The sequence below is a fragment of the Nostoc sp. T09 genome (assembly GCF_002154695.1).
In the GTDB taxonomy this organism is placed as follows: Bacteria; Cyanobacteriota; Cyanobacteriia; order Cyanobacteriales; family Nostocaceae; genus Aulosira.
Genome location: NZ_MTAV01000004.1, coordinates 61,945 through 81,493 on the forward strand (window position 1 = coordinate 61,945; position 19,549 = coordinate 81,493).

Annotated in this window: 17 protein-coding genes; 15 read left to right on the plus strand and 2 right to left on the minus strand. The window is 43.3% G+C overall.

All coding sequences use genetic code 11. The features are described 5' to 3' along the window. The first annotated feature begins 334 nt into the window (after nucleotides 1-334). From BV372_RS02800 to BV372_RS02810, 3 genes are all read left to right on the plus strand, one after another. On the plus strand, nucleotides 335-1,132 hold the full coding sequence (locus BV372_RS02800) for a TIGR00297 family protein (protein ID WP_086682948.1): 798 nt from the start codon (nucleotides 335-337) through the stop codon (nucleotides 1,130-1,132). A gap of 354 nt (nucleotides 1,133-1,486) precedes the next feature. Continuing rightward, nucleotides 1,487-2,245, plus strand: a complete 759-nt coding sequence (locus tag BV372_RS02805) for a peptidylprolyl isomerase (protein WP_086682951.1) — start codon at nucleotides 1,487-1,489, stop codon at nucleotides 2,243-2,245. Continuing rightward, the gene (locus BV372_RS02810; protein ID WP_086682954.1) at nucleotides 2,194-4,896 is read left to right on the plus strand and encodes a type I secretion system permease/ATPase; all 2,703 of its coding nucleotides are present in this window, start codon (nucleotides 2,194-2,196) and stop codon (nucleotides 4,894-4,896) included. The genes BV372_RS02805 and BV372_RS02810 overlap by 52 nt, the downstream gene beginning before the upstream one ends. A 119-nt stretch (nucleotides 4,897-5,015) precedes the next feature. Here BV372_RS02810 and BV372_RS37350 read toward each other — a convergent pair whose 3' ends face one another. Then, nucleotides 5,016-6,809 carry a sensor histidine kinase gene (locus BV372_RS37350; RefSeq protein ID WP_256973069.1) on the minus strand — a complete coding sequence of 598 codons (1,794 nt, stop codon included), beginning with the start codon at nucleotides 6,807-6,809 and terminating at the stop codon, nucleotides 5,016-5,018. A 544-nt stretch (nucleotides 6,810-7,353) separates the two neighbouring features. Here BV372_RS37350 and BV372_RS02820 point away from each other — a divergent pair. Further along, nucleotides 7,354-8,043, plus strand: coding sequence for an alpha/beta hydrolase (locus BV372_RS02820; protein ID WP_086682957.1), 690 nt, complete (start codon nucleotides 7,354-7,356; stop codon nucleotides 8,041-8,043). Nucleotides 8,044-8,071: 28 nt separating this feature from the next. On the opposite strand, the gene BV372_RS02825 is transcribed toward BV372_RS02820, so the two are convergent. Then, nucleotides 8,072-8,602 (minus strand): hypothetical protein, encoded by a 531-nt coding sequence (locus tag BV372_RS02825; protein WP_086682961.1) that lies wholly within the window; start codon nucleotides 8,600-8,602, stop codon nucleotides 8,072-8,074. Between the two features lie 596 nt (nucleotides 8,603-9,198). Between BV372_RS02825 and BV372_RS02830 the strand changes: the two genes are divergently transcribed. From BV372_RS02830 to BV372_RS02875, 11 genes are all read left to right on the plus strand, one after another. Beyond that, nucleotides 9,199-10,563 (plus strand): ATP-binding protein, encoded by a 1,365-nt coding sequence (locus tag BV372_RS02830; protein ID WP_086682964.1) that lies wholly within the window; start codon nucleotides 9,199-9,201, stop codon nucleotides 10,561-10,563. 562 nt (nucleotides 10,564-11,125) lie between these two features. Beyond that, nucleotides 11,126-11,704, plus strand: a complete 579-nt coding sequence (locus BV372_RS02835; RefSeq protein ID WP_086682967.1) for a DUF4255 domain-containing protein — start codon at nucleotides 11,126-11,128, stop codon at nucleotides 11,702-11,704. Between the two features lie 13 nt (nucleotides 11,705-11,717). Beyond that, nucleotides 11,718-12,917 (plus strand): hypothetical protein, encoded by a 1,200-nt coding sequence (locus BV372_RS02840; RefSeq protein WP_086682970.1) that lies wholly within the window; start codon nucleotides 11,718-11,720, stop codon nucleotides 12,915-12,917. A 26-nt stretch (nucleotides 12,918-12,943) separates the two neighbouring features. Beyond that, nucleotides 12,944-14,692, plus strand: a complete 1,749-nt coding sequence (locus BV372_RS02845; RefSeq protein ID WP_086682973.1) for a phage tail sheath C-terminal domain-containing protein — start codon at nucleotides 12,944-12,946, stop codon at nucleotides 14,690-14,692. Between the two features lie 58 nt (nucleotides 14,693-14,750). Next, nucleotides 14,751-15,182 carry a phage tail protein gene (locus BV372_RS02850; protein WP_086682976.1) on the plus strand — a complete coding sequence of 144 codons (432 nt, stop codon included), beginning with the start codon at nucleotides 14,751-14,753 and terminating at the stop codon, nucleotides 15,180-15,182. Beyond that, nucleotides 15,182-15,859, plus strand: coding sequence for a phage tail protein (locus BV372_RS02855; RefSeq protein ID WP_256973070.1), 678 nt, complete (start codon nucleotides 15,182-15,184; stop codon nucleotides 15,857-15,859). The genes BV372_RS02850 and BV372_RS02855 overlap by 1 nt, the downstream gene beginning before the upstream one ends. A gap of 75 nt (nucleotides 15,860-15,934) precedes the next feature. Further along, entirely contained in the window at nucleotides 15,935-16,105 is a 171-nt protein-coding gene (locus BV372_RS35885; RefSeq protein WP_179197950.1) for a DUF5908 family protein, read from the plus strand. A gap of 3 nt (nucleotides 16,106-16,108) precedes the next feature. Beyond that, the gene (locus BV372_RS02860) at nucleotides 16,109-16,816 is read left to right on the plus strand and encodes a LysM peptidoglycan-binding domain-containing protein (RefSeq protein WP_086682979.1); all 708 of its coding nucleotides are present in this window, start codon (nucleotides 16,109-16,111) and stop codon (nucleotides 16,814-16,816) included. After that, nucleotides 16,813-18,585: a type VI secretion system tip protein VgrG gene (vgrG, locus tag BV372_RS02865; protein WP_086682981.1), complete on the plus strand. Its 1,773-nt coding sequence runs from the start codon at nucleotides 16,813-16,815 to the stop codon at nucleotides 18,583-18,585. Before BV372_RS02860 ends, vgrG begins: the two co-directional genes overlap by 4 nt. Nucleotides 18,586-18,680: 95 nt before the next feature. Then, nucleotides 18,681-18,983: a PAAR domain-containing protein gene (locus tag BV372_RS02870; RefSeq protein WP_086682985.1), complete on the plus strand. Its 303-nt coding sequence runs from the start codon at nucleotides 18,681-18,683 to the stop codon at nucleotides 18,981-18,983. Between the two features lies 1 nt (nucleotide 18,984). Beyond that, entirely contained in the window at nucleotides 18,985-19,518 is a 534-nt protein-coding gene (locus BV372_RS02875) for a GPW/gp25 family protein (RefSeq protein WP_086682988.1), read from the plus strand. Nucleotides 19,519-19,549: the final 31 nt, after the last annotated feature.

Sequence of the window (19,549 nt, forward strand, 5' to 3'; positions counted from 1 at the left end):
GGTAGGAGACAGGGAACAAAAAAGGTAGAAGTGTACCTAGCTTCGCAAAAGTCAAATACGAGTCCTATATATATAAATTTATCTATAAATTTATTCTTAACCGCCCAATTATACTAATTTTGACGAAGGGTCAAAAGTCCTACGTTCAATAACAAATGCCCAATGCCTAATAGACGATTCAATTTTGAATTGCATAATGGGGTACTAGCTTTATCCGGAGAGAGGAGAAAAAATCTGTAATTCTTGAATTATGGGGTCGAGAGGATTAAGCATCAAAGTCATAAATTCGCTATTGTGTTGATATTCGGGACAAACTAATTGTGATGTGTTGCTGATGCTCTCTTTCTTTGATTCTGCAAATCCTTGGTTGTTGGGAGTCGGATTAAACGCAATTTTGTTAGGTTTAGTTTGGATTGCTCCCAAAAAGCTGCTTACCCCAGCTGGCTTATTCCACGCCTGGGTATTGGGTGTAATTATTTGGGGAACATTGGGTTGGCGAGGGTATCTAGTAGTAGCATTTTATTTTCTTGTTGGTTCCGGGGTGACGCGTATAGGAATAGCACAAAAAGAAGCGGAAGGCATTGCTGAAAAGCGTTCTGGTGCAAGAGGTCCGGAGAATGTTTGGGGTTCGGCGTTGATTGCAGCGCTGTGTGCTTTGGGAATCGGAATTTTAAATGCAAGATTATTTGCTTCCATTCCCCAATCTCTATCTCTTAGTCTCCAATCTCTACTTTTGTTAGGCTATGTAGCGAGTTTCAGTACCAAACTTTCTGATACCTGTGCTAGTGAAGTGGGTAAAGCATACGGTAAGCGAACCTTTTTAATTACCACAATGCAACCAGTACCTCGCGGGACAGAAGGAGCAGTTAGTTTAGAAGGAACTTTAGCTGGTGTGGTGGCTTCAATTGCGATCGCTTTTCTGGGTTGGGGAGTAGGTTTAATTGACCTTTTGGGGGTGGTTTGGTGTGCGATCGCTGCTTTGATTGCTACCAGTTTAGAAAGTGTGATTGGCGCAACGCTGCAATCTAAATACACCTGGCTGACTAATGAAGTGGTCAATATTCTCAATACATTCATCGGTGCGATCGCTGCTATGTTACTTGCCTTCACATCGGCTAGTCTGATTGCTTAATTAAGTAGATTGGCATAAATAAAGTTAATTTTTAAGGGTTGTCATTTATCATTGCTCATTGATCGTTTGTAAAAGTCTCAGGTACTTTTACAGTTTTGAGTGTAAATAGAATGATTCCCGTCCACATACTTATCTGTAAAAGATATAAATATATGCAAGATTTTTCAGTAGGTAAAAGCTGAGTTTGGCAATTCCTTTCTGATTAGATAATATTAGTAAATATTAAAAATAATTTTATAAATAAATTTATAAAATTATTTTTGGTAACAGATTTAACCAATAATATTAGCTATCTCTAGATTGTTACAAATATGTTTGTATAAAATATTATACATTTTTCTACGTAATAGGTTTATGGAATCTTTATCATTTTTAACTGTTGATAACCGACCGATTTCTATTGAACAAGCAGTAAAATATCTGCAAGCCTCTGGCAAATTGACGCAATTTATTGGCGATATTATCCGCCAGTACATAATTGAGCAAGAAATCAGTATGCGAGACGATATTGATATCAGTTCGGCTTTAACAGAACAGACAATTATTGATTTTCGTCTCAAAAATCAACTAACTGAACCTCAAATTTTCCAAGAATGGTTAAAGAAAAATGGCACAGATTACGCTACATTTCACTCATCAATTGCCTTTGGCTTTAAGTTAGAAAAACTGAAAGCTTTAATTACAGAACCAAAACTCCCTGAGTATTTTATTGAACGCAAAATTTATCTGGACAGGGTGGTACTTTCGAGGATTTTTGTTGATAATCGCGAACTCAGTGAAGAACTACAAACTCAAATCGAAGAAGGAGGTAGTTTTGAGCAACTAGCTAAAGAGTATTCACTAGCAGACGATCGCATTGTCAATGGCATGATGGGACCAATCAGCCGGGGAACATTGCCAGATATATTGAGGGCTGCGATTGATGCAGCAATTCCCGGACAATTGATTGGACCAATAGAACTCGACGGACGTTATGGTTTGTTTCGATTAGAACAATTTCTGCCAGCCTCTTTAGAAGATACTCAACTAAAGCAAGCACTACAAAATGAATTGTTTGAGAAATGGTTAGCAGAGAAAATTCAAAAGCTGACAGTCAAATTACAAGTGAAATAAAACTTCTGGATACTCAATCTCTACGAATAAACGTGCTAGCTTCTGTACCGTGGAATCAACCGCCGCTATGCTGGCTTACTCCTGAACAACAATCCCGATTACAAAATCAATCAGAAATTCGTCGGTATCGTTTAGGAGAAAAAATCTGGTCAACCAAAACCGGAGGCCACCATTTTTTTATTGTCACTGGTAAAGTTCGCTTGCGAGAAGAAGATGTTGGCAAGCCGCTAGCAGCTTTACAACCAGGAGACTGGTTTGGGGACTTACAAAAGTTATCTGTAGAGTGCAAAGCTGTAGCTGCTAGTAAAGAAGTAATAGTAGTGTCTTGGGATGCAGCACTGTGGATAGAAGTTTTAACGCCAGAAATGGAAAGCTTCTGGCAAGGTTCACAAGTTGAGGGGGAAGAGGAAGTAGGAGGAGACAACAGACAGGGGGAAGACAAGGGAGCATTATCCCCCTTACCCCCCTTGTCCCCCAGTTCCCAATCTTCACTCCCCAGTCCCCAGCCACCCACACCAACAATCTTTAATTATCCTTTCGTTGCTAGCTGGAATACAGCAGCCGCTTGTTTAACAATGGTGGCGCAACATTTGGATAATGCTGTGAAACTGGAATGGGTACAACGTCAACTTAGAGGACAACGCCCAAAAAATGTTGTCGAAGCAGCAGAAAAGTTAGGGTTGGTGTTGCAGCGGTTGCAAATTAGTTGGAGCGATTTGCGACAGTTGTCATTTCCAGCTTTAATGCAGTGGAATTCTGGCTCTCAATCGACTCCTACCTGGGTAGTCGCCTATGGAGTTAAAGGCGATCGCTTGATTATAGCCAATCCCTTAAATGGCGATCGCACTTGCGAAAGCCTGCCCCAATCAGTGGTTGAAGCGGCTTGGGATGGGCAGATGTGGCAAGTAGAACTCATCTCCCAGCAAGAGAAATTTAACCTCAGTTGGTTTACTCCCGCAGTTTGGAAATACCGGAAATTACTAGGCGAAGTATTGCTAGCGTCCTTGACATTGCAGCTTTTGGGGTTAGCAACACCGCTAATTACTCAAGTCGTCATCGATAAAGTCATGGTGCAGGAGAGTTTACCGACTCTCGATGTCATGGCGATCGCACTGTTACTGGTAGCAATATTTGAAGCTGTACTCGGCATTCTGCGTCTATTTATCTTCACCCATACAGCGCGACGTTTAGATTTAAGTTTATCGGCACAGCTATTTCGCCACTTAATGCGTTTGCCTTTAGCTTATTTTGAGTCGCGGCGTGTCGGAGACACAGTAGCCAGAGTTCAAGAACTAGAACAAATCCGCCAGTTTCTCACAGGTACAGCCTTAACGGTGATTTTGGATAGCATCTTTGCTGTGGTGTATTTAGCATTGATGTTTTATTACAATATCCCCCTTACCTTTGTGGCGTTGGCAGTACTGCCGCTATTTGCGACGTTAACGATAGTTTCTACACCAATTCTTCGCAATTGGCTCAACGAAACCTTTAACCGCAGTGCTGATAGTCAATCATTTTTAGTCGAGACAGTTACCGGAATCCACTCAGTTAAAGCCCATGCAGCCGAACCAGTTGCACGCGATCGCTGGGAAGGTTTATTTGCTCGCTTCATTCGCACCAGTTTTAAAGCCTCGACTACCTCCAACATCAGCAGTAATCTCGGTGACTTTCTCACCAATTTGTCCACCTTGCTAATTCTCTGGTTTGGAGCCAAATTAGTCATCGACCAGAAACTCACCATTGGTCAACTTGTAGCTTTTCAAATGTTATCGGGAAGAGTCACCGGACCATTGTTGCGCTTAGTGCAGTTGTGGCAAAATCTGCAACAAGTCTTACTTTCAGTGGACCGGATTGGTGATATTCTGAACGTTGCTCCAGAAGCAGAACCAGGAACAGGTTTAGTTTTACCTGCGTTGAACGGACAAATCACTTTTGAGCAAGTTTTTTTCCGCTATCAAGCAAGTACTGAACCAGTTCTACGCGGCATTTCTTTCAATGTTGAACCAGGGCAATTTGTGGGTATTGTTGGACGCAGTGGTTCTGGTAAAAGTACCCTGTCTAAATTATTGCAACGCCTTTATCAAATTGAATCAGGACGTATCCTCATAGATGGTTTTGATATTAAAAGTGCTGATTTAGCTTCACTAAGACAACAAATTGGTGTAGTTCTCCAAGAAGACTTTTTATTCAACGGTTCAATCTTAGAAAATATCACCCTGGGTAGCTCTGATATTACCGCAGAGCAAGTAGTAGAAGCTGCAAGACTAGCTGTAGCCCACGACTTCATTAGTCAATTACCTTATGGTTACGAAACCAACGTTGGTGAACGCGGTACGGCTTTATCTGGTGGACAAAGACAACGGATAGCCTTAGCGCGATTGTTCCTCTCCTCAGCCCCGATTCTAATTTTGGATGAAGCCACCAGTGCTTTAGATAGTGAAACCGAGCAGCAAGTATTACAAAACCTGCAAAAAATTTCCGCCAACCGCACCGTATTTCTAATTGCACACCGTTTTGCTCCCCTCAAACGTGCGGATTTGATTTTGGTGATGGAGCAAGGTGTCATTGCAGAACGTGGTACCCACCCACAATTGTTACAACAAAAGGGGTTGTACTGGTCACTTTATCAAAGGCAGCAGGCAAACATTTAGGGTAAGCAGTGACGCAAATAAAGCTGTATATTCACTCATCAGGGTCATCTTCTATCCTTTGATGGTCTTTACGAAAAATTGCTTGATTTAGGCACGCATTAGCTTAGCAAATTTGGGAATTAGGAAAGTAGGCGTTGCTGAAATTGAGAAGCTTTGCCAGGATCGGGAATTTCTGCTGCCAATATTTTTATCAGTTCTTTGCGGGAAATGTTTAGGGAAGATTTGACAGCTTTTTGAACAAGGAAAACAGCGATCGGTCCAATGAATTCGGCCAAGTCTCGCTCGCATTGGTGTACAAAGCTTTCAGAGATTGCTAGAACATCTGTTGTACCCAATAAATTCATAGGTAGATCTTCTGGCTTTGACTTTACTTCTGGTTGACTCAAAGATGCGCTTACTAAAGAACTTGATTGCTGCTTAACAGCAATTGTTTCATGAGAAGCAAAGTGAACGGACAATTTATCTATGACTTCTTGGTAGTTGAAAGCTTGTGGTACTTTTTTTGGATCGGAAATTTCTAATGCTAGTGTTTTTATTAGTTCTGCATGAGAAATATTGGGAGAAGATTGCCGTACTTTTTGGACTAGGTAATGAGCTATTGGACCAATTAACTCAGCCAACTTTTGCTCACATTGACTGATAAAGCAATCATCGCTAGCTAAATTATCTAAATTCTTTTCCGTATTCTTTTCTGTTTCAGGGTTTGATTCCCTAAACAACATTCTTGTGTTTTCTAACTCAGGGTGTTGCCGATCAGCCAAGTTTAACTGCAAATTATCAACTAACTTTTTGCTGTCAGCAACTTGAGTCGCAACTTGTTTTAATAATGTAGGAGCTATCGTCTCGACAAATTGCAGAAGAGTATTATCCAAATGGTTATACTCTTCTGGAGTAAGAACTAACTGTGGCTGAAACTCAGATGGTGAAAGTTTATCACAAATCTCTTCGAGTGGATTTTTATCAGCTATTTTTAAACTAAAATCTATTCCTAAAGTCTCTTCAACAGGACTTTTATCAACAATTTTTAAATTAAAGTCTTTTGTAGAAGTTAGTTCAACAGGAGTTTTATCAAGATTTTCTAAACTAGAATCTGTTGTGGAAGTTTTTGTCAGTGGAGTTTTATTAAGATTTTCTAAACTAGAATCTGTTCCGGAAGTTTGTGCAAGTGGAGTTTTATCAACAATTTTTAAATTTAAATCTTCTTCTGATATTGTTTGTTCCCAAACTGTCCGCTGCTCCAACGGCAGATTAACAGTAATTCGACAGCCATATCCTGGCTCAGTGTCAATATTAAAATTACCTTTTAAGGCTAAAACCCGTTCTTGCATTCCTTGGAGTCCAAATCCAGTTTTGTTTTGCAACAGCCTGAATCCTTTGCCATTGTCTTGAATGGTGAGGCACAAATTGCTGGAAGTGTGACTGAGATTAATCTCGACTTTTGTTGCCCCTGCATATTTACATATATTTGTCAATCCTTCTTGAATAATTCTGTAAAGAGTTTTGACTACTTCGGTAGATAAAGAAACAGGTAGGTTAATGCTGGTAGAAGGTAAGATACCTGTAACTTGAGAAAAATTTTGTACTAAAGAATCGATCAGATCTGTTAATGTCTGCTCTATGGGCGCAATCTCCCGCATACTGCTGACAGATTGGCGAACCTCTTGAATAGCGATCGCTCCTAGACGTTGGGCTTCTGCTAAAAACTTTTCAGCTAGGGTGGGGTCAAGATTCCAAAGTTTGTGTGCTGTTTGCAGCTGAATATTGAGAGTTGTCAGAGCGTTTCCCAAAGAATCATGGATGTCGCGAGCAATACGTTTGCGTTCTTGCAGGGCTGCCAAGTCTTCAATTTGAAGGATATGTTGCAGCATCTGCTCGCGGGCTATTGATAGATCTATATGATGCTCAGCTACCACGGTGTTCACCCACTGCAATATTAAATGGTGACAAGCTACATAATTGCATCACTGGCAACAGACGATTTTCCTGATTTTACGATTATTATTTATTTGCTGTTACTAAATGCAAGATAAATAGCTAATACTATTATTGAACAATACTTTAAGTAAGTCTGTGTAAATATTTGTTGCTGAAGCCTGGCAGAAGGCAGATATTGGTATCCAATTTAGCGCAGTCATCATAGGCATCTGCTTGCAGTATCAAACCTGACTAGATTAGATACTGCTGCCGACTTCCAAAATAAAGAATGGGAAAGTTATTTTTGCAGATAGAATGTTAACTTTACACCCTGTCTTCTCAAAAACTACAAATTAAATGGGTAACAGCTGATTAACCCGTAGATAGAGGATACTGCTAAGTTCTGCATAGAAACTAAATTTAATATGAGTTTGATGAGAATGGTGTACTTAAGAAATAATTAAGAATACAACCAGCAAAATAGCTTTATTCAACCTCCATCAAATTCATTTAATTGAAGAAGCATTTTGGAGGATTTGGTTTGTGCAACCTATATATGATGAATCCTTTGAGAGGATAGTCGAGGGCGTTGAAGTCGAACCTCAAAAAGAAGACTATTATCCTGTGAAGTTGATAACTAGTCGAGGTTCAATTCATTGTCGCTATTATCCTGTAATAAATGCTGAAAAGGCAGTGATTTGGGTTGGCGGTGTAGGCGGTGGCTGGGATACACCTGCACGTGGGCTTTATCCCTTGTTGTGTGAAAAGCTCAGATCAAACGCGATCGCTTCCTTGAGAGTACGCTACCGCAACCCCACACAGTTAGAGGAAGCTGTTTTAGATGTAATTGCAGGTATTACGTATTTACAGGATGAGGGTATAAAAGATTTAGCATTAGTGGGACACTCTCTTGGAGGTGCGGTAGTCATTCAAGCTGCTGCTCAATCCCCAAATGTTTGTACTATTGTCACCCTTGCGACTCAAGCCTACGGTACAGATTCCGCACCAGAACTAGCAACACGATGCTCGCTTCTGCTACTGCATGGCACGAATGACGAGGTATTATCACCTGACTGCTCGCAAAATGTTTATCAGCGGGCCCTACAACCCAAGCAGATAATTTTTTATCCAAATGCCAGTCATGGTTTAGATGAAGTTGCTGATGAAGTTTACCAAGTGGTTCAAGATTGGATTGTTAAACAGTTAAATAGTCTTAATACTAGGTTGCTTTAGCAATTCACTGGAGAAGACAGCCAAAATTTTAGATGCGTTTGTCTTGACTGATAGATAAACTCTCTGAGAGTACTGCACCAGAAGCAGCTGTCTTTTCTGGCTGCGTGGAAGGTGATTTCGCTGGTATGGCGTTAAATTTGATTTCCCATCCTAAATATTTTTTAATGAACGAATTAGACCATTCGTATGCGCGTTCAAAGGGCCACAGGAGAAACTTCAGAAAAGCAGATGTGGTTTGTTCGATAGTAGGTTGTTCAACTTCCAGCCACGCCCGAAAATAAGAACCACTTTGAAAAGCAATGCCCCACACCCAGATAATCAAGGCAATTAATAAGAAAAATAAAAACGATATGAGAGCGATCGCTTGCTTGAACAAATTCCAAGTTTTAGCGGCAGCTTGTTGGTAAATAACTACAGTATCCTTTTGAGAAATAGTTTCCCATAGTTGTATAGCTTCTTGAATGGGATTGTACTTTATAGGCTGGGAATCCTCACTTTTATAGAGAACTGGAAGGCTACTAACTGATTCTTGACTTTGTTTAATCACAGTTTCTTGCATAAATTTAGTCAATCTCTTGGTTTGATACCACTACGCTAAATTCGCACTTATCGATTAATGACATTTGATACTATAGCAATCCGATTTGATTACTAAAATTATTTACTTAGGGAGGGAACAGGGAACGGGGAAGAAGGAATAGAACTGTACTGAGTTTTTTTCAAAAATCAAATATGAGTCCTATAGCTGCCCAAAGAGTAGGAAAAACAATCATGTCTAGTCTTGTAAACGCTAAAAATAGAGCCTTATTACTTGAAATAAGCGTCTTTACTGGCTCTTGCGGCTCAACTATGCTCGTTATTGCCCAACAAATTTAACCTATTATGAGATGACATTCTCAAAAATAGATATTGATACACTAATTAAAAATTACATATCTTGGCAAGCATTTCTTTTAAGATTTTTTACTTCGGGCATTGCAAGAATACGCATAAGTATAATGATTATTTCTATTCTGCAAGCCTAAAGCAGATTTGCGTATGCTCTGTCTCTAGAGAATCAGGCGATCGCGTTGTCAAATCTAAAAAAATCAACAAAAGCCATTAAGATTACCACCTAGTGCAATGAGTCAAATCCCCTAAACTGCATAAATCATAATGCATTTGCCTGATATTCAAACCCTACAAATAGCACTCGACTACCTAGCTCAAGTAATCCAGTGGCGGATGGGCTGTTACTTCAGCGATAACGGCCAGGAATGGGAACCAATGCCCAATCCACCAGATGAATGGATGACCTCACAGACGCCACTACTCGGATTTATTCGCAAGCACCAATTAGATAATGCTGCGCAACTCACCCTACTCATGGCCTTAGCCCCTTATCTGCAACCCGATTTTTTTGATCGGCTGATTGCGGCTCAGTTGCCCCAAGCTGGTGATTATCCCGAAATTGGTGGATGGAGAGGCAAAACCCATCGTGGCTTTCTACCGACTGGTGAAACGGTGCTGTTTATTCTGGGTGGTAATCAATTTGGCGATACTCCTTCGGAGTCACTTCGTGAACGCCTGCGTCTACAGCAGCTTTTCAGCGTAGAACATCCCTTTTCCCGCGAGGGCGTACTCTACCTCGATTCGCCAGCCGAGGGTGAACCCCTGATGAGTGGAAAACTTGTCATGACTCAGGACTACATCGACCTCTTTATTCAAGGTTACTTTTCCCGCCCCCATTTTAGTACGCGTTTTCCCGCGCAGCACATCACTACTGAAATGGAGTGGGAGGATTTGGTTCTCAATGCCCAAACCTTACAACAAATTCGCGATCTAGAAGCCTGGATTACCTATGGGCCAACCATTCTCTATGAATGGGGCATGAAAAAGAAACTCAAGCTGGGCTATCGGGCCCTATTTTATGGCCCACCTGGTACAGGCAAGACCCTCACAGCCAGTCTTTTGGGCAAATATACTGGCAAAGATGTTTACAAGGTTGACATCTCAATGATGGTGTCAAAATTTATTGGTGAGACCGAAAAGAACCTAGCTAACCTCTTCGCCCGAGCCGAAAGTAAAGATTGGATTCTTTTCTTCGATGAGGCTGATGCTCTTTTTGGCAAGCGCACCAATGTGCGTGACGCTCATGATAAATATGCTAATCAAGAAGTAAGCTACCTGCTACAACGGGTAGAAAATTATGACGGGCTGGTAATCCTCTCGTCCAACTTCAAAAGTAATATTGACGAGGCCTTCATCCGCAGATTTCAATCAATTATTCAATTCCCTATGCCCAACGCCAAAGAACGGTTGCAACTGTGGCAAATGGCGTTTCCATCCCAGGTTAGGTTGGCTGATGTCGTAGACTTACCTCAACTTTCAGCTACTTATGAACTGACTGGATCAGACATCATGAATGTGGTGCAGTACTCTTGTCTGCAAGCATTACAGCAAGGTGATACAGTCATTCATCATGAGGATCTGCTTTACGCTATCAAGCGGGAGTTTAGCAAAGCTGGAAAGATGATGTAAATAGCGATCGCAAACTCCAAAGGCTCTTGAGGAGGGGAAAGGGGGCAGGGGAAGGAAGAAACAACTATGTGGCTATTGACCATTGACTCTTGACTCTTGACCAAGGACAAATGATTGTCGATCTAACTTGACCCAAAAATATAATTTTGGTATTGTCTTAGATTTTGGTAACAAAACCTAGGGGGTGAAAATACATAGAATACAAATAATTATTACATTCAGCGAAAGAAAACTCAAAGAAAAGATATTGTCTTTATTGGGTAATAATACGGTTGTAGATAAAATGGCGGGCTAGATATTTTCATTTTTAACTAGTAAAGTCGCAAAATTAGGCTAAAGCCCTATAAAGTTCAAATAAGCTTGCAGACTAGGGAGAACCAATTCAAAAAATACCCAAGTAACTAAATCATCTCGGAGCTTTGCCGCAAAAAATTAATGTTGCAACAATTACCTTGATCCGGGCATTTTTTTAGACAAGTGCCCTCAGTTTTTTGTGCCATTACTACTTCTGGATATAGATGAAAAAATCTAAGTCTCTGGCTGATTCCTTGAGCGACTTTTTATGATATTTGATGCAATGAGGTTGATACAGATTGGTTTGCAGCGCTACATCCTAGAGCTTGAGCCAGAACTTGAGCCTGGACAGGTTGTGCTGATAGATAACATTGGCATGGCTGAAGAACTCGGTGGACCAAACAATCAGCTGAATGGCCATGTGGTGATGAGCTTGGTCAACCTCCAAGAAGAGGCTACCCTCAAAAATGCTAGTCACTATCGCTTGGATAATGGGCGCACTGTTTACCAAAACCCTCCTGTAAACCTCAATCTATTTATTCTTTTTTCCTCACTACACAATCAGTACGAAACAGCCCTCAGACTGCTTTCGCGGGTGGTGGAGTTTTTTCAGTCGCAACAGGAAATCTCATTTACCTCTACGCCTGGAAATGGCGGTATCTCGCGCAATGTGCGAGTCATACCAGACCTTTATTCCCTCAGCTTCGAGCAACTTAACCAACTATGGGGATCTCTGGGTGGTAAACAAGTACCCTTCGTGATGTATCGTGCCCGCCTGATAGCTATAGAGGCACAAAAACGGCAGGCCGAAAGCGAAGTCATCTCTGGAGTCTCTATTAATGAGTGAGGAGTAACCAGTCATGAAAGTTTTATATAAAAAAATCCTCGATCTAGAGATTTGGCACGACTATTATCTAGGCCAGCCCAATCCACCTAAACCACCACCAACTGGTTATGACATCTCCGATATGTTGGCTCTGGTGCCCACCCCAGAATGTCTGCGGGTACTGCGAAATCTCCGTTGGCTCTTTCGTCCACAGCCACGAGGAGCAAGTATCTTTGCCCATGTAGAACAAGCATCGTCGGGTGATTTTGCGACTTTACTACCAGTTAATCGACCTGAGCAACTGACATTCTGGCTGATAGTGCGCGATCGCTATTTTGCCAATTTCACGAATCTGCCTCTAACTACGAACCGCCATCAAATTTATTATTTCTCGAACCTCTCGCTTAATCAGGGTCATGCTTTATTCTTGACTCAACCCTTGCCAAATTACGCTGCCAACAGCGAATATCATCTAGGACAATTAGTCCATCACGATGGCAAAACTCTAGAAGCGTTGCTTTACCAGGCTTCTGCCAGTAAGAACCCGAACGCCAATGATTGGGATATCTTGCCTAATAGTCAATATGTCTCAGAACTAGACAGGTTACCTCAACAGGGACTTTCCCGAATATATACGATTCCTAAAGCTAACCCTGGTGATATCTGGCGTTTAACTTTAGTCAATGTGCATGAGCAGGAAACCTTTGTTTTGGATGTCACAACTCCAATTACTCATACTCCTGGTGATGCGATCGCTTGTAGCTTAAATTTTTCTGGACAAATCCCCGGTTGCTACAAGCTATGCCTAAATAATATCCAAGTTGATCGGTTTGTTCTGTGTGACCCTATTGCTTCCAAAGATGCATTTGCTCTGGTCGAAATCGTTCTGAATCAGAGCCTAGTTCCATCAGCTTTCTCCCTCTTGCAACCTCAGGATGGAAACACCCTAATTAAACCAAAAACTTATGTTATTCGCTGCAAAAATCGGGCAACTCGCTGGCGCTATCGCTACGAAAAACCTCATGGCTTCAGTGCCGCCAGTCTACCTAACTTTGAATTAATAGATGCCAAAACTTATGCCACCAAAAGGCCCCTAGGTCTGCGTTTGCAACCAGATAGTTTACTCACCGATGGTAAAGACCAGCTGCTACCAGCTCCTGCGATCGCGCTGATCAAGCCCGAAACTGATACTCAGGCGCACGTCACCACCATCTTTTCTGATATTCACCTGTAACGTACCAGCTATTACACACAAGAATTATGCCAAGCACTTACAAAACGCCAGGGGTTTACATCGAGGAAATATCTAAGTTTCCCCCTTCTGTCGCCGAAGTGGCAACTGCCATTCCCGCCTTTATTGGGTATACCGAGAAAGCTGTAGTTAGAGGCATTGATTACCATAAAGTCGCGGCAGATGCAAAAGCAGCAGCTGATGCAGCAGCAGATCCAGAAAAAGCAGCTGATGACACCAAAAAGGCAGCTGCTGACGCCAAAAAGGCAGATGATGACGCTCAAAAGGCAGCTGCTGACGCCAAAAAGGCAGCTGATGACGCACCAACAGATGCGGTAAAAGCCAAAACAGCAGATGATGCCGCCAAAGCAGCCAATGCCGCCAAAAAGGCAGCTGATGACGCTCAAAAGGCAGCCGATGCCGCCAAAAAGGCAGCCGATGACGCCAAAGCAGACCCAGACAAAGCAAAAGCAGTAGCTGCTGCTTTGGCAGCAGCAGCCGATGCCGCCAAAGTGCCTGTGCCTGTGAGGATTACATCACTACTGGAATATGAGCAATTTTTCGGGACTGCCGTACCTGAAACCAGCATTACCGTAAAAGTGACAGATACAGATGTCAATGCTGCTATTACTACACCTTCACCCCACATCCTGTACTATTCGCTGCAAGCCTACTTTGCTAATGGTGGTGGCCCTTGCTATATCGTATCCGTAGGTAAAGCTCCTAGCACAATTCAAAAAGCAGACTTGAAAGCAGGTCTAGATGCGATTGAAAAAGAAGATGAAGTAACACTAATTGTATTTCCAGAGAGTCTGAGTCTGGTAACAGATGACTTGAGTCAGGCATCTGCTTATGCAGACTATGCAGCAGTTTATGATGCCGCATTGGCACAAGCTGCCAAACTCCAGGATCGTTTTGTGGTCATGGATACTCTTTTGGATCCCAGCAATGCATCCCTGACTGACGCAGCTAATGCCTTTAGGAGTCATGGCATTGGGATAAATAATCTGAAGTATGGTGCAGCTTATGGGCCTCGTTTAGAGACGATTTTCAACTATTTCTACGAGGAAACCGGAGTTAACGTCACGTTGCCGGATAATTCCACTGTTACACTAGATAAACTTAACCCTACGACTACACCCACCACTACCAACGGCCAATTTTATCCCCTAGTTAAAAGCGCCATCGATCGCCTACCAGTAGTACTACCAGCAGCACCGATTGTCGTAGGAGTTTATGCCGCAGTTGATAATAGCCGTGGGGTTTGGAAAGCCCCAGCCAATGTCAGTTTAAACTCAGTTATCCAACCTACTATCAAAATCAGCAACGCAGAGCAGGAAGACCTTAACGTCCACACTACAGGCAAATCAATCAACGCCATTCGCGCTTTTATTGGTAAAGGAACCTTGATTTGGGGTGCGCGTACCTTAGCAGGTAATGATAATGAGTGGCGTTATGTTCCAGTCCGTCGCTTTTTCAACATGGCAGAGGAATCGATCAAGAAAGCTACCGAGGCATTTGTTTTCGAGCCTAACGATGCCAACACTTGGGTGAAAGTGCGAGCCATGATCGAAAACTTCCTGATTCTGCAATGGCGGGCTGGGGCATTAGCTGGAGCCAAGCCAGAACAAGCCTTCTATGTGAGAGTAGGGCTGAACGAAACCATGACCGCCCTAGATATTCTTGAAGGTCGGATGATTATCGAGATTGGGATGGCGGTGGTGCGTCCTGCGGAATTTATTATCCTGAAGTTCTCTCACAAGATGCAGGAAAGTTAAGTCGAGCGATCGCAAATTATTGAGTTCCTAAATTAACCCATCAACACATTAAGCATTTATGGCTGATTATCCTTTACCAAAGTTTCATTTCCAAGTAGAGTGGGGCGGCACTCGCCTAGGATTCACCGAAGTATCCGGACTAGATGTAGAAACCGACATGATCGAATACCGAGAAGGTAATATGCCGGAATATCACAAACTCAATATGCCCGGAATGCAGAAATTGAGCAAAATCACCATGAAACGAGGTACTGTCAAAGCCGACAACGATTTTTATAAGTGGTGGAATACTGTGGCTTTGAACACCATTGAGCGTCGTGATTTGACCATCAGCTTACTCAATGAAAAACATGAACCTGTGGTGGTTTGGAAGATTAAACACGCCTGGCCTACCAAAGTACAATCCACCGATCTCAAAAGCGACGGTAACGACGTAGCGATCGAAAGTATTGAGATTGCCCATGAAGGACTAACTATTCAGAACGGGTAGTGGTCTGTTCTATTAATTCTGATGAATTAAGGCGATCAGATCCCCGACTTCTTCAAGAAGTCGGGGATCTCCAAACCGCATACTGCAAAGCAGAACCCGCAGGTAGGCGCGTTCGCGTTGGCGCAGCCTCTCGTAGAGAAGCGTCTCGAAGAGAAGGGCGCAAAGGAAGAGGAAAGAAGAACAATATGGCATATACTTATCCCCCGGTCAGTTTCTTTTTTGATGTCAGTTTTCAAGGCGAGTTTCAGGGCGAGAGACTGGATAAAAACGTAGTGGAAACCCGCTTTCAGAGCGTTACTGGTCTGAGTGTAGATATGGCGACCGAAACCCTGAAAGAAGGTGGTGAAAATCGCTTTGAGCATATCTTGCCAGTGCGTACCAAGTACGATCCACTAGTACTAAAGCGAGGTCTAGTCAAAAACTCTAAGATGGTGCAGTGGTGCATGGATGCCATTCTCAACTTTGACATCCAACCCATGAACCTACTGGTGAGCCTGTTGCATGTCAAGTCCGCCGCTGCTAATCAGCAACCTCAAGATACCGCACCGCTGGTTACTTGGAAGGTGATTAATGCCTGGCCTAAGAAATGGTCAGTCTCGGAATTTGACGCTGAAAAGAACTCTATTGCGATCGAATCGTTGGAGTTGAATTACAGCTACTTCGAGATGCTTACCTAATCTTAAAGAATAGTAGGTAGGGCGAGGTTCCTTACAAAACCCTGATATGGTGGGCAATGCCCACCCTACAAACTTATGCCAATAGAAATTAGAGAATTGGTAATCAAGACCTCGGTCAACGAAGGCCAGCAAGAGCAAAATCTAGGTCAAGGGGTAGGCAATTTCGATGCTGATATGCAGGCTGCGATTATTGCCGCTTGTGTGGAGCAGGTTCTAGCCATCCTCAAGGAAAAGTCAGAGCGGTAAACCATGACAGGCGAACTCACCAAAGTTAAAATCCAGGCCTACAAGGATAAGCGATTTGAGAATAAGCATGGAGAATTTGATCTGCCGATCAATCCGGAGCAGTTTTCCCAAGCGTTTAAGGTGGAATACGACTCAGCACAAGACATAGGCTCCCAAGGCAACGATCCGCAGTATAAATTTACCAGACCCGAAGAACTCAAGCTCGACTTTACCTTCGATGGCACTGGTGTAGTACCAATCAAAGGAAAGGCTAACGCATTTCATCAAGACGTAGGTAAACAGGTGCAGGAGTTTCTCAATGTGGTTTATACCATGAAGAATGAGACTCACCGACCCAACTTTCTGCGTCTGTTGTGGGGAAACTTTTCCTTTGGCACTAAAAATAGCTTTGATTGTATCCTCAAAGATCTACAGATCAACTACACCCTGTTTGCCCCAGATGGTAAGCCCTTGAGGGCAAAGCTTAACGCTACCTTTGTCAGCTATATTGAGCCGCAGCGTCGTATTCGCGAAGAAGGAAAGCAATCGCCAGATGTTACCCATGTACGCAAGGTGACAGCTGGTGATACCCTACCCCTGATGACTCACCGCATTTACGGCGATCCATCTTATTATTTGCAGGTTGCTAAAGTGAATGGTCTGGTGAATTTTCGCCGTCTGGGCACTAACAAGGATTTGAGATTTCCGCCGCTAGAGAAAACAGAACTATGACTGACCTCATCGTTCCCCAAAATGCGATCTATGATGTCGCCACTTTCGAGTTGTTCTCCGATGGTAAGGAGATCACTAACACTTATACGGTGTTGTCCTTGACAGTTAACCGCATAGTCAACCGCGTACCAACGGCTCGGATAGTGCTGCGTGATGGTGCGGCGGACGAAGAAATCTTTGCCGCTAGCGAGGGGCCTAACCTAATTCCGGGTAAAGAACTGGAAATTGCGCTGGGCTACGATGGCCATAACAAAACTGTCTTTAAAGGGCTAATTGTCAAGCATTGCTTAAAGGTTGGTGCTAATGGCGACTCGATACTTGTGCTTGAGTGTAAGGATGTGGCAACTAAATTAACCGTCGGTCGCCACAGCCGATACTTTAGTGAAGTTAAAGACAGCGATGCGATCGCAGAAATTATCAGTAATTACGGCGGCATTAGCCAAGATATAGAAAGTACTAAAGGTACGCATCCAGAGATTGTCCAGTACTACGCTACCGATTGGGATTTTATTCTGTCGCGGGCAGAAATCAATGGGCAGATTGTCTTAGCGGAAAACGGCAAGCTCAAAATTAAAGCCCCAACTACCAGTGGTAGCCCCTTAGTTACCCTAACCTATGGCGTTAACCTGCTGGAATTTGAAGCCGAAATGGACGCCAGATCCCAGTACAAAGCTGTCAAGGCAACAGCTTGGAGCTACAAAGATCAAAAATTGCTGGAGATTGAGGGGACTGAGCCGACGGTGAATAAACAGGGCAATTTGTCAGGGAAAAATTTAGCTGATGCGATCGCTCTCAGTGCTTGGGAACTCAATCACGGCGGTCGGATACAAGAACCGGAACTCCAAGCCTGGGCTGATGCGCAATTTCTGAAAAGTCGGTTAGCTAAGATACAGGGGCGAGTCAAGATCACAGGCTACCCCGATGCCAAACCCGATACTTTGATCGAGTTAAAAGGCTTAGGAAAACGCTTTAACGGATTAGCCTACGTCTCTGGCATTCGTCACGAGATGAATAGTGGCGCATGGTATACACATATACAGCTTGGACTTGCACCCCAGTGGTTTTACCAAGAAACAGACATCGTAGACAAACCAGCCTCAGGACTAATTCCTGGTGTCAACGGCTTGCAAATCGGAGTAGTGGTGCAGTTGCAGGAAGATCCTAACGGCGAAGACAGGATTTTAGTCAAAGTCCCCACAATCAACTTTCAAAGTCAGGGAATTTGGTCACGGATTGCCACCTTAGACGCTGGTAATAATCGCGGTTCTTTCTTTCGCCCTGAAATTGGCGATGAAGTGATCCTAGGTTTTCTCAACGACGATCCTCGCGACCCGATTGTGCTGGGAATGCTCAACAGCAGCGCCAAACCAGCACCCCTAAAAGCATCTGATGAAAACCATCACAAAGGCTTTTTTACCCGTTCCCAAATGAAGGTGAGCTTCGATGACGAAAAGAAAATTATCACCCTCGAAACCCCAGGCGGCAACAAAATTATCATCTCCGATGAGGACAAAGGCATTGCCTTAAAAGACCAAAACAGCAATAGCCTGATCATGAACGATAGCGGCATCACCATGAAAAGTCCTAAAGACATCATCATAGAAGCCACTGGTAAGTTAACACTCAAAGCCACCCAAGATACCAGCATCGAAGGTTTAAACGTCAATGTCAAAGCCAACGCTCAATTCAAAGCCGAAGGTAGTGCAGGAGCCGAAGTTTCTACAAGTGCGATCGCTATTCTCAAAGGATCGTTGGTGCAGATTAATTGAGCAGGGAAGGGGGCAAGGGAGTGTGGGGAGGGTGGGAAGTGTGGGAAGAAATGCTCAATGACTAATGACCAATGACAAATGACCAATGACAAATTATGGGAAAACCTGCTGCTCGGATTAATGATATGCACGTCTGCCCGATGCAGACTCCTGGTGTTCCGCCTGTGCCTCATGTTGGGGGCCCGGTGGTGGGGCCGGGAGCGCCCCTGGTGATGATTGGGGGTATGCCGGCTGCTGTATTGGGTGATACCTGCACCTGCTCTGGACCGCCAGATACCATCGTCATGGGATCGGCAACTGTGATGATTGGGGGAAAACCTGCTGTTCGGCTGGGTGATAGCACGGCTCACGGAGGCTCGATTGTGTTAGGAGATTTTACTGTTTTGATTGGAGGGTGATATGAGCAATATCGATCGACAAGCCGCTTCTCTACGAGACGCTACGCGAACGTGGCAACGTAGCAAGGCATACTTGGGTACTGGTTGGGGATTTCCACCAACCTTTGAGCGCGGTAGCAAAGGTGTACGGCTGGTCAACGCTGAGGATGATATATGTGAGAGTTTACAAATTCTGTTGTCTACTAGTTTGGGCGAACGGGTGATGCAACCAACTTACGGCTGTAACCTTCAGGATTTGCTCTTTGAACCCTTTAGCCCCACAGTCGCTAGTAGTATCAAAGAACTGATACGCATTGCTATCCTGTATCACGAACCCCGTATCTTGCTTAACCAATTGGATTTCAACCTTGATGAACAGTTGCAAGGTGTCGTCAATATTACCGTAGACTACACCATCATCAGCACTAATTCTCGCTTCAATTTTGTCTATCCTTTCTACTTGCAAGAAGGTAGCGGCAACCTGCTTTCGGTTGCACCGGGAACAGCAAAGTTTCCAGGGCAAGATTTGGAAGTTATTACTGAGTCTAGTTTATAACTTGTTCATTTTTAAACGCAGAGGAGCGCAG

What these genes read in the sequence shown, in the direction of transcription:
- BV372_RS02870 (WP_086682985.1), top strand. Translation starts at nt 18,681, where the DNA reads ATGGGAAAACCTGCTGCTCGGATTAATGATATGCACGTCTGCCCGATG.
- BV372_RS02845 (WP_086682973.1), top strand. Translation starts at nt 12,944, where the DNA reads ATGCCAAGCACTTACAAAACGCCAGGGGTTTACATCGAGGAAATATCT.
- BV372_RS02840 (WP_086682970.1), top strand. Translation starts at nt 11,718, where the DNA reads ATGAAAGTTTTATATAAAAAAATCCTCGATCTAGAGATTTGGCACGAC.
- BV372_RS02825 (WP_086682961.1), bottom strand. Translation starts at nt 8,602, where the DNA reads ATGCAAGAAACTGTGATTAAACAAAGTCAAGAATCAGTTAGTAGCCTT.
- BV372_RS02810 (WP_086682954.1), top strand. Translation starts at nt 2,194, where the DNA reads ATGGTTAGCAGAGAAAATTCAAAAGCTGACAGTCAAATTACAAGTGAA.
- vgrG (WP_086682981.1), top strand. Translation starts at nt 16,813, where the DNA reads ATGACTGACCTCATCGTTCCCCAAAATGCGATCTATGATGTCGCCACT.
- BV372_RS02800 (WP_086682948.1), top strand. Translation starts at nt 335, where the DNA reads ATGCTCTCTTTCTTTGATTCTGCAAATCCTTGGTTGTTGGGAGTCGGA.
- BV372_RS02835 (WP_086682967.1), top strand. Translation starts at nt 11,126, where the DNA reads ATGATATTTGATGCAATGAGGTTGATACAGATTGGTTTGCAGCGCTAC.
- BV372_RS35885 (WP_179197950.1), top strand. Translation starts at nt 15,935, where the DNA reads ATGCCAATAGAAATTAGAGAATTGGTAATCAAGACCTCGGTCAACGAA.
- BV372_RS02860 (WP_086682979.1), top strand. Translation starts at nt 16,109, where the DNA reads ATGACAGGCGAACTCACCAAAGTTAAAATCCAGGCCTACAAGGATAAG.
- BV372_RS02875 (WP_086682988.1), top strand. Translation starts at nt 18,985, where the DNA reads ATGAGCAATATCGATCGACAAGCCGCTTCTCTACGAGACGCTACGCGA.
- BV372_RS02805 (WP_086682951.1), top strand. Translation starts at nt 1,487, where the DNA reads ATGGAATCTTTATCATTTTTAACTGTTGATAACCGACCGATTTCTATT.
- BV372_RS02850 (WP_086682976.1), top strand. Translation starts at nt 14,751, where the DNA reads ATGGCTGATTATCCTTTACCAAAGTTTCATTTCCAAGTAGAGTGGGGC.
- BV372_RS02830 (WP_086682964.1), top strand. Translation starts at nt 9,199, where the DNA reads ATGCATTTGCCTGATATTCAAACCCTACAAATAGCACTCGACTACCTA.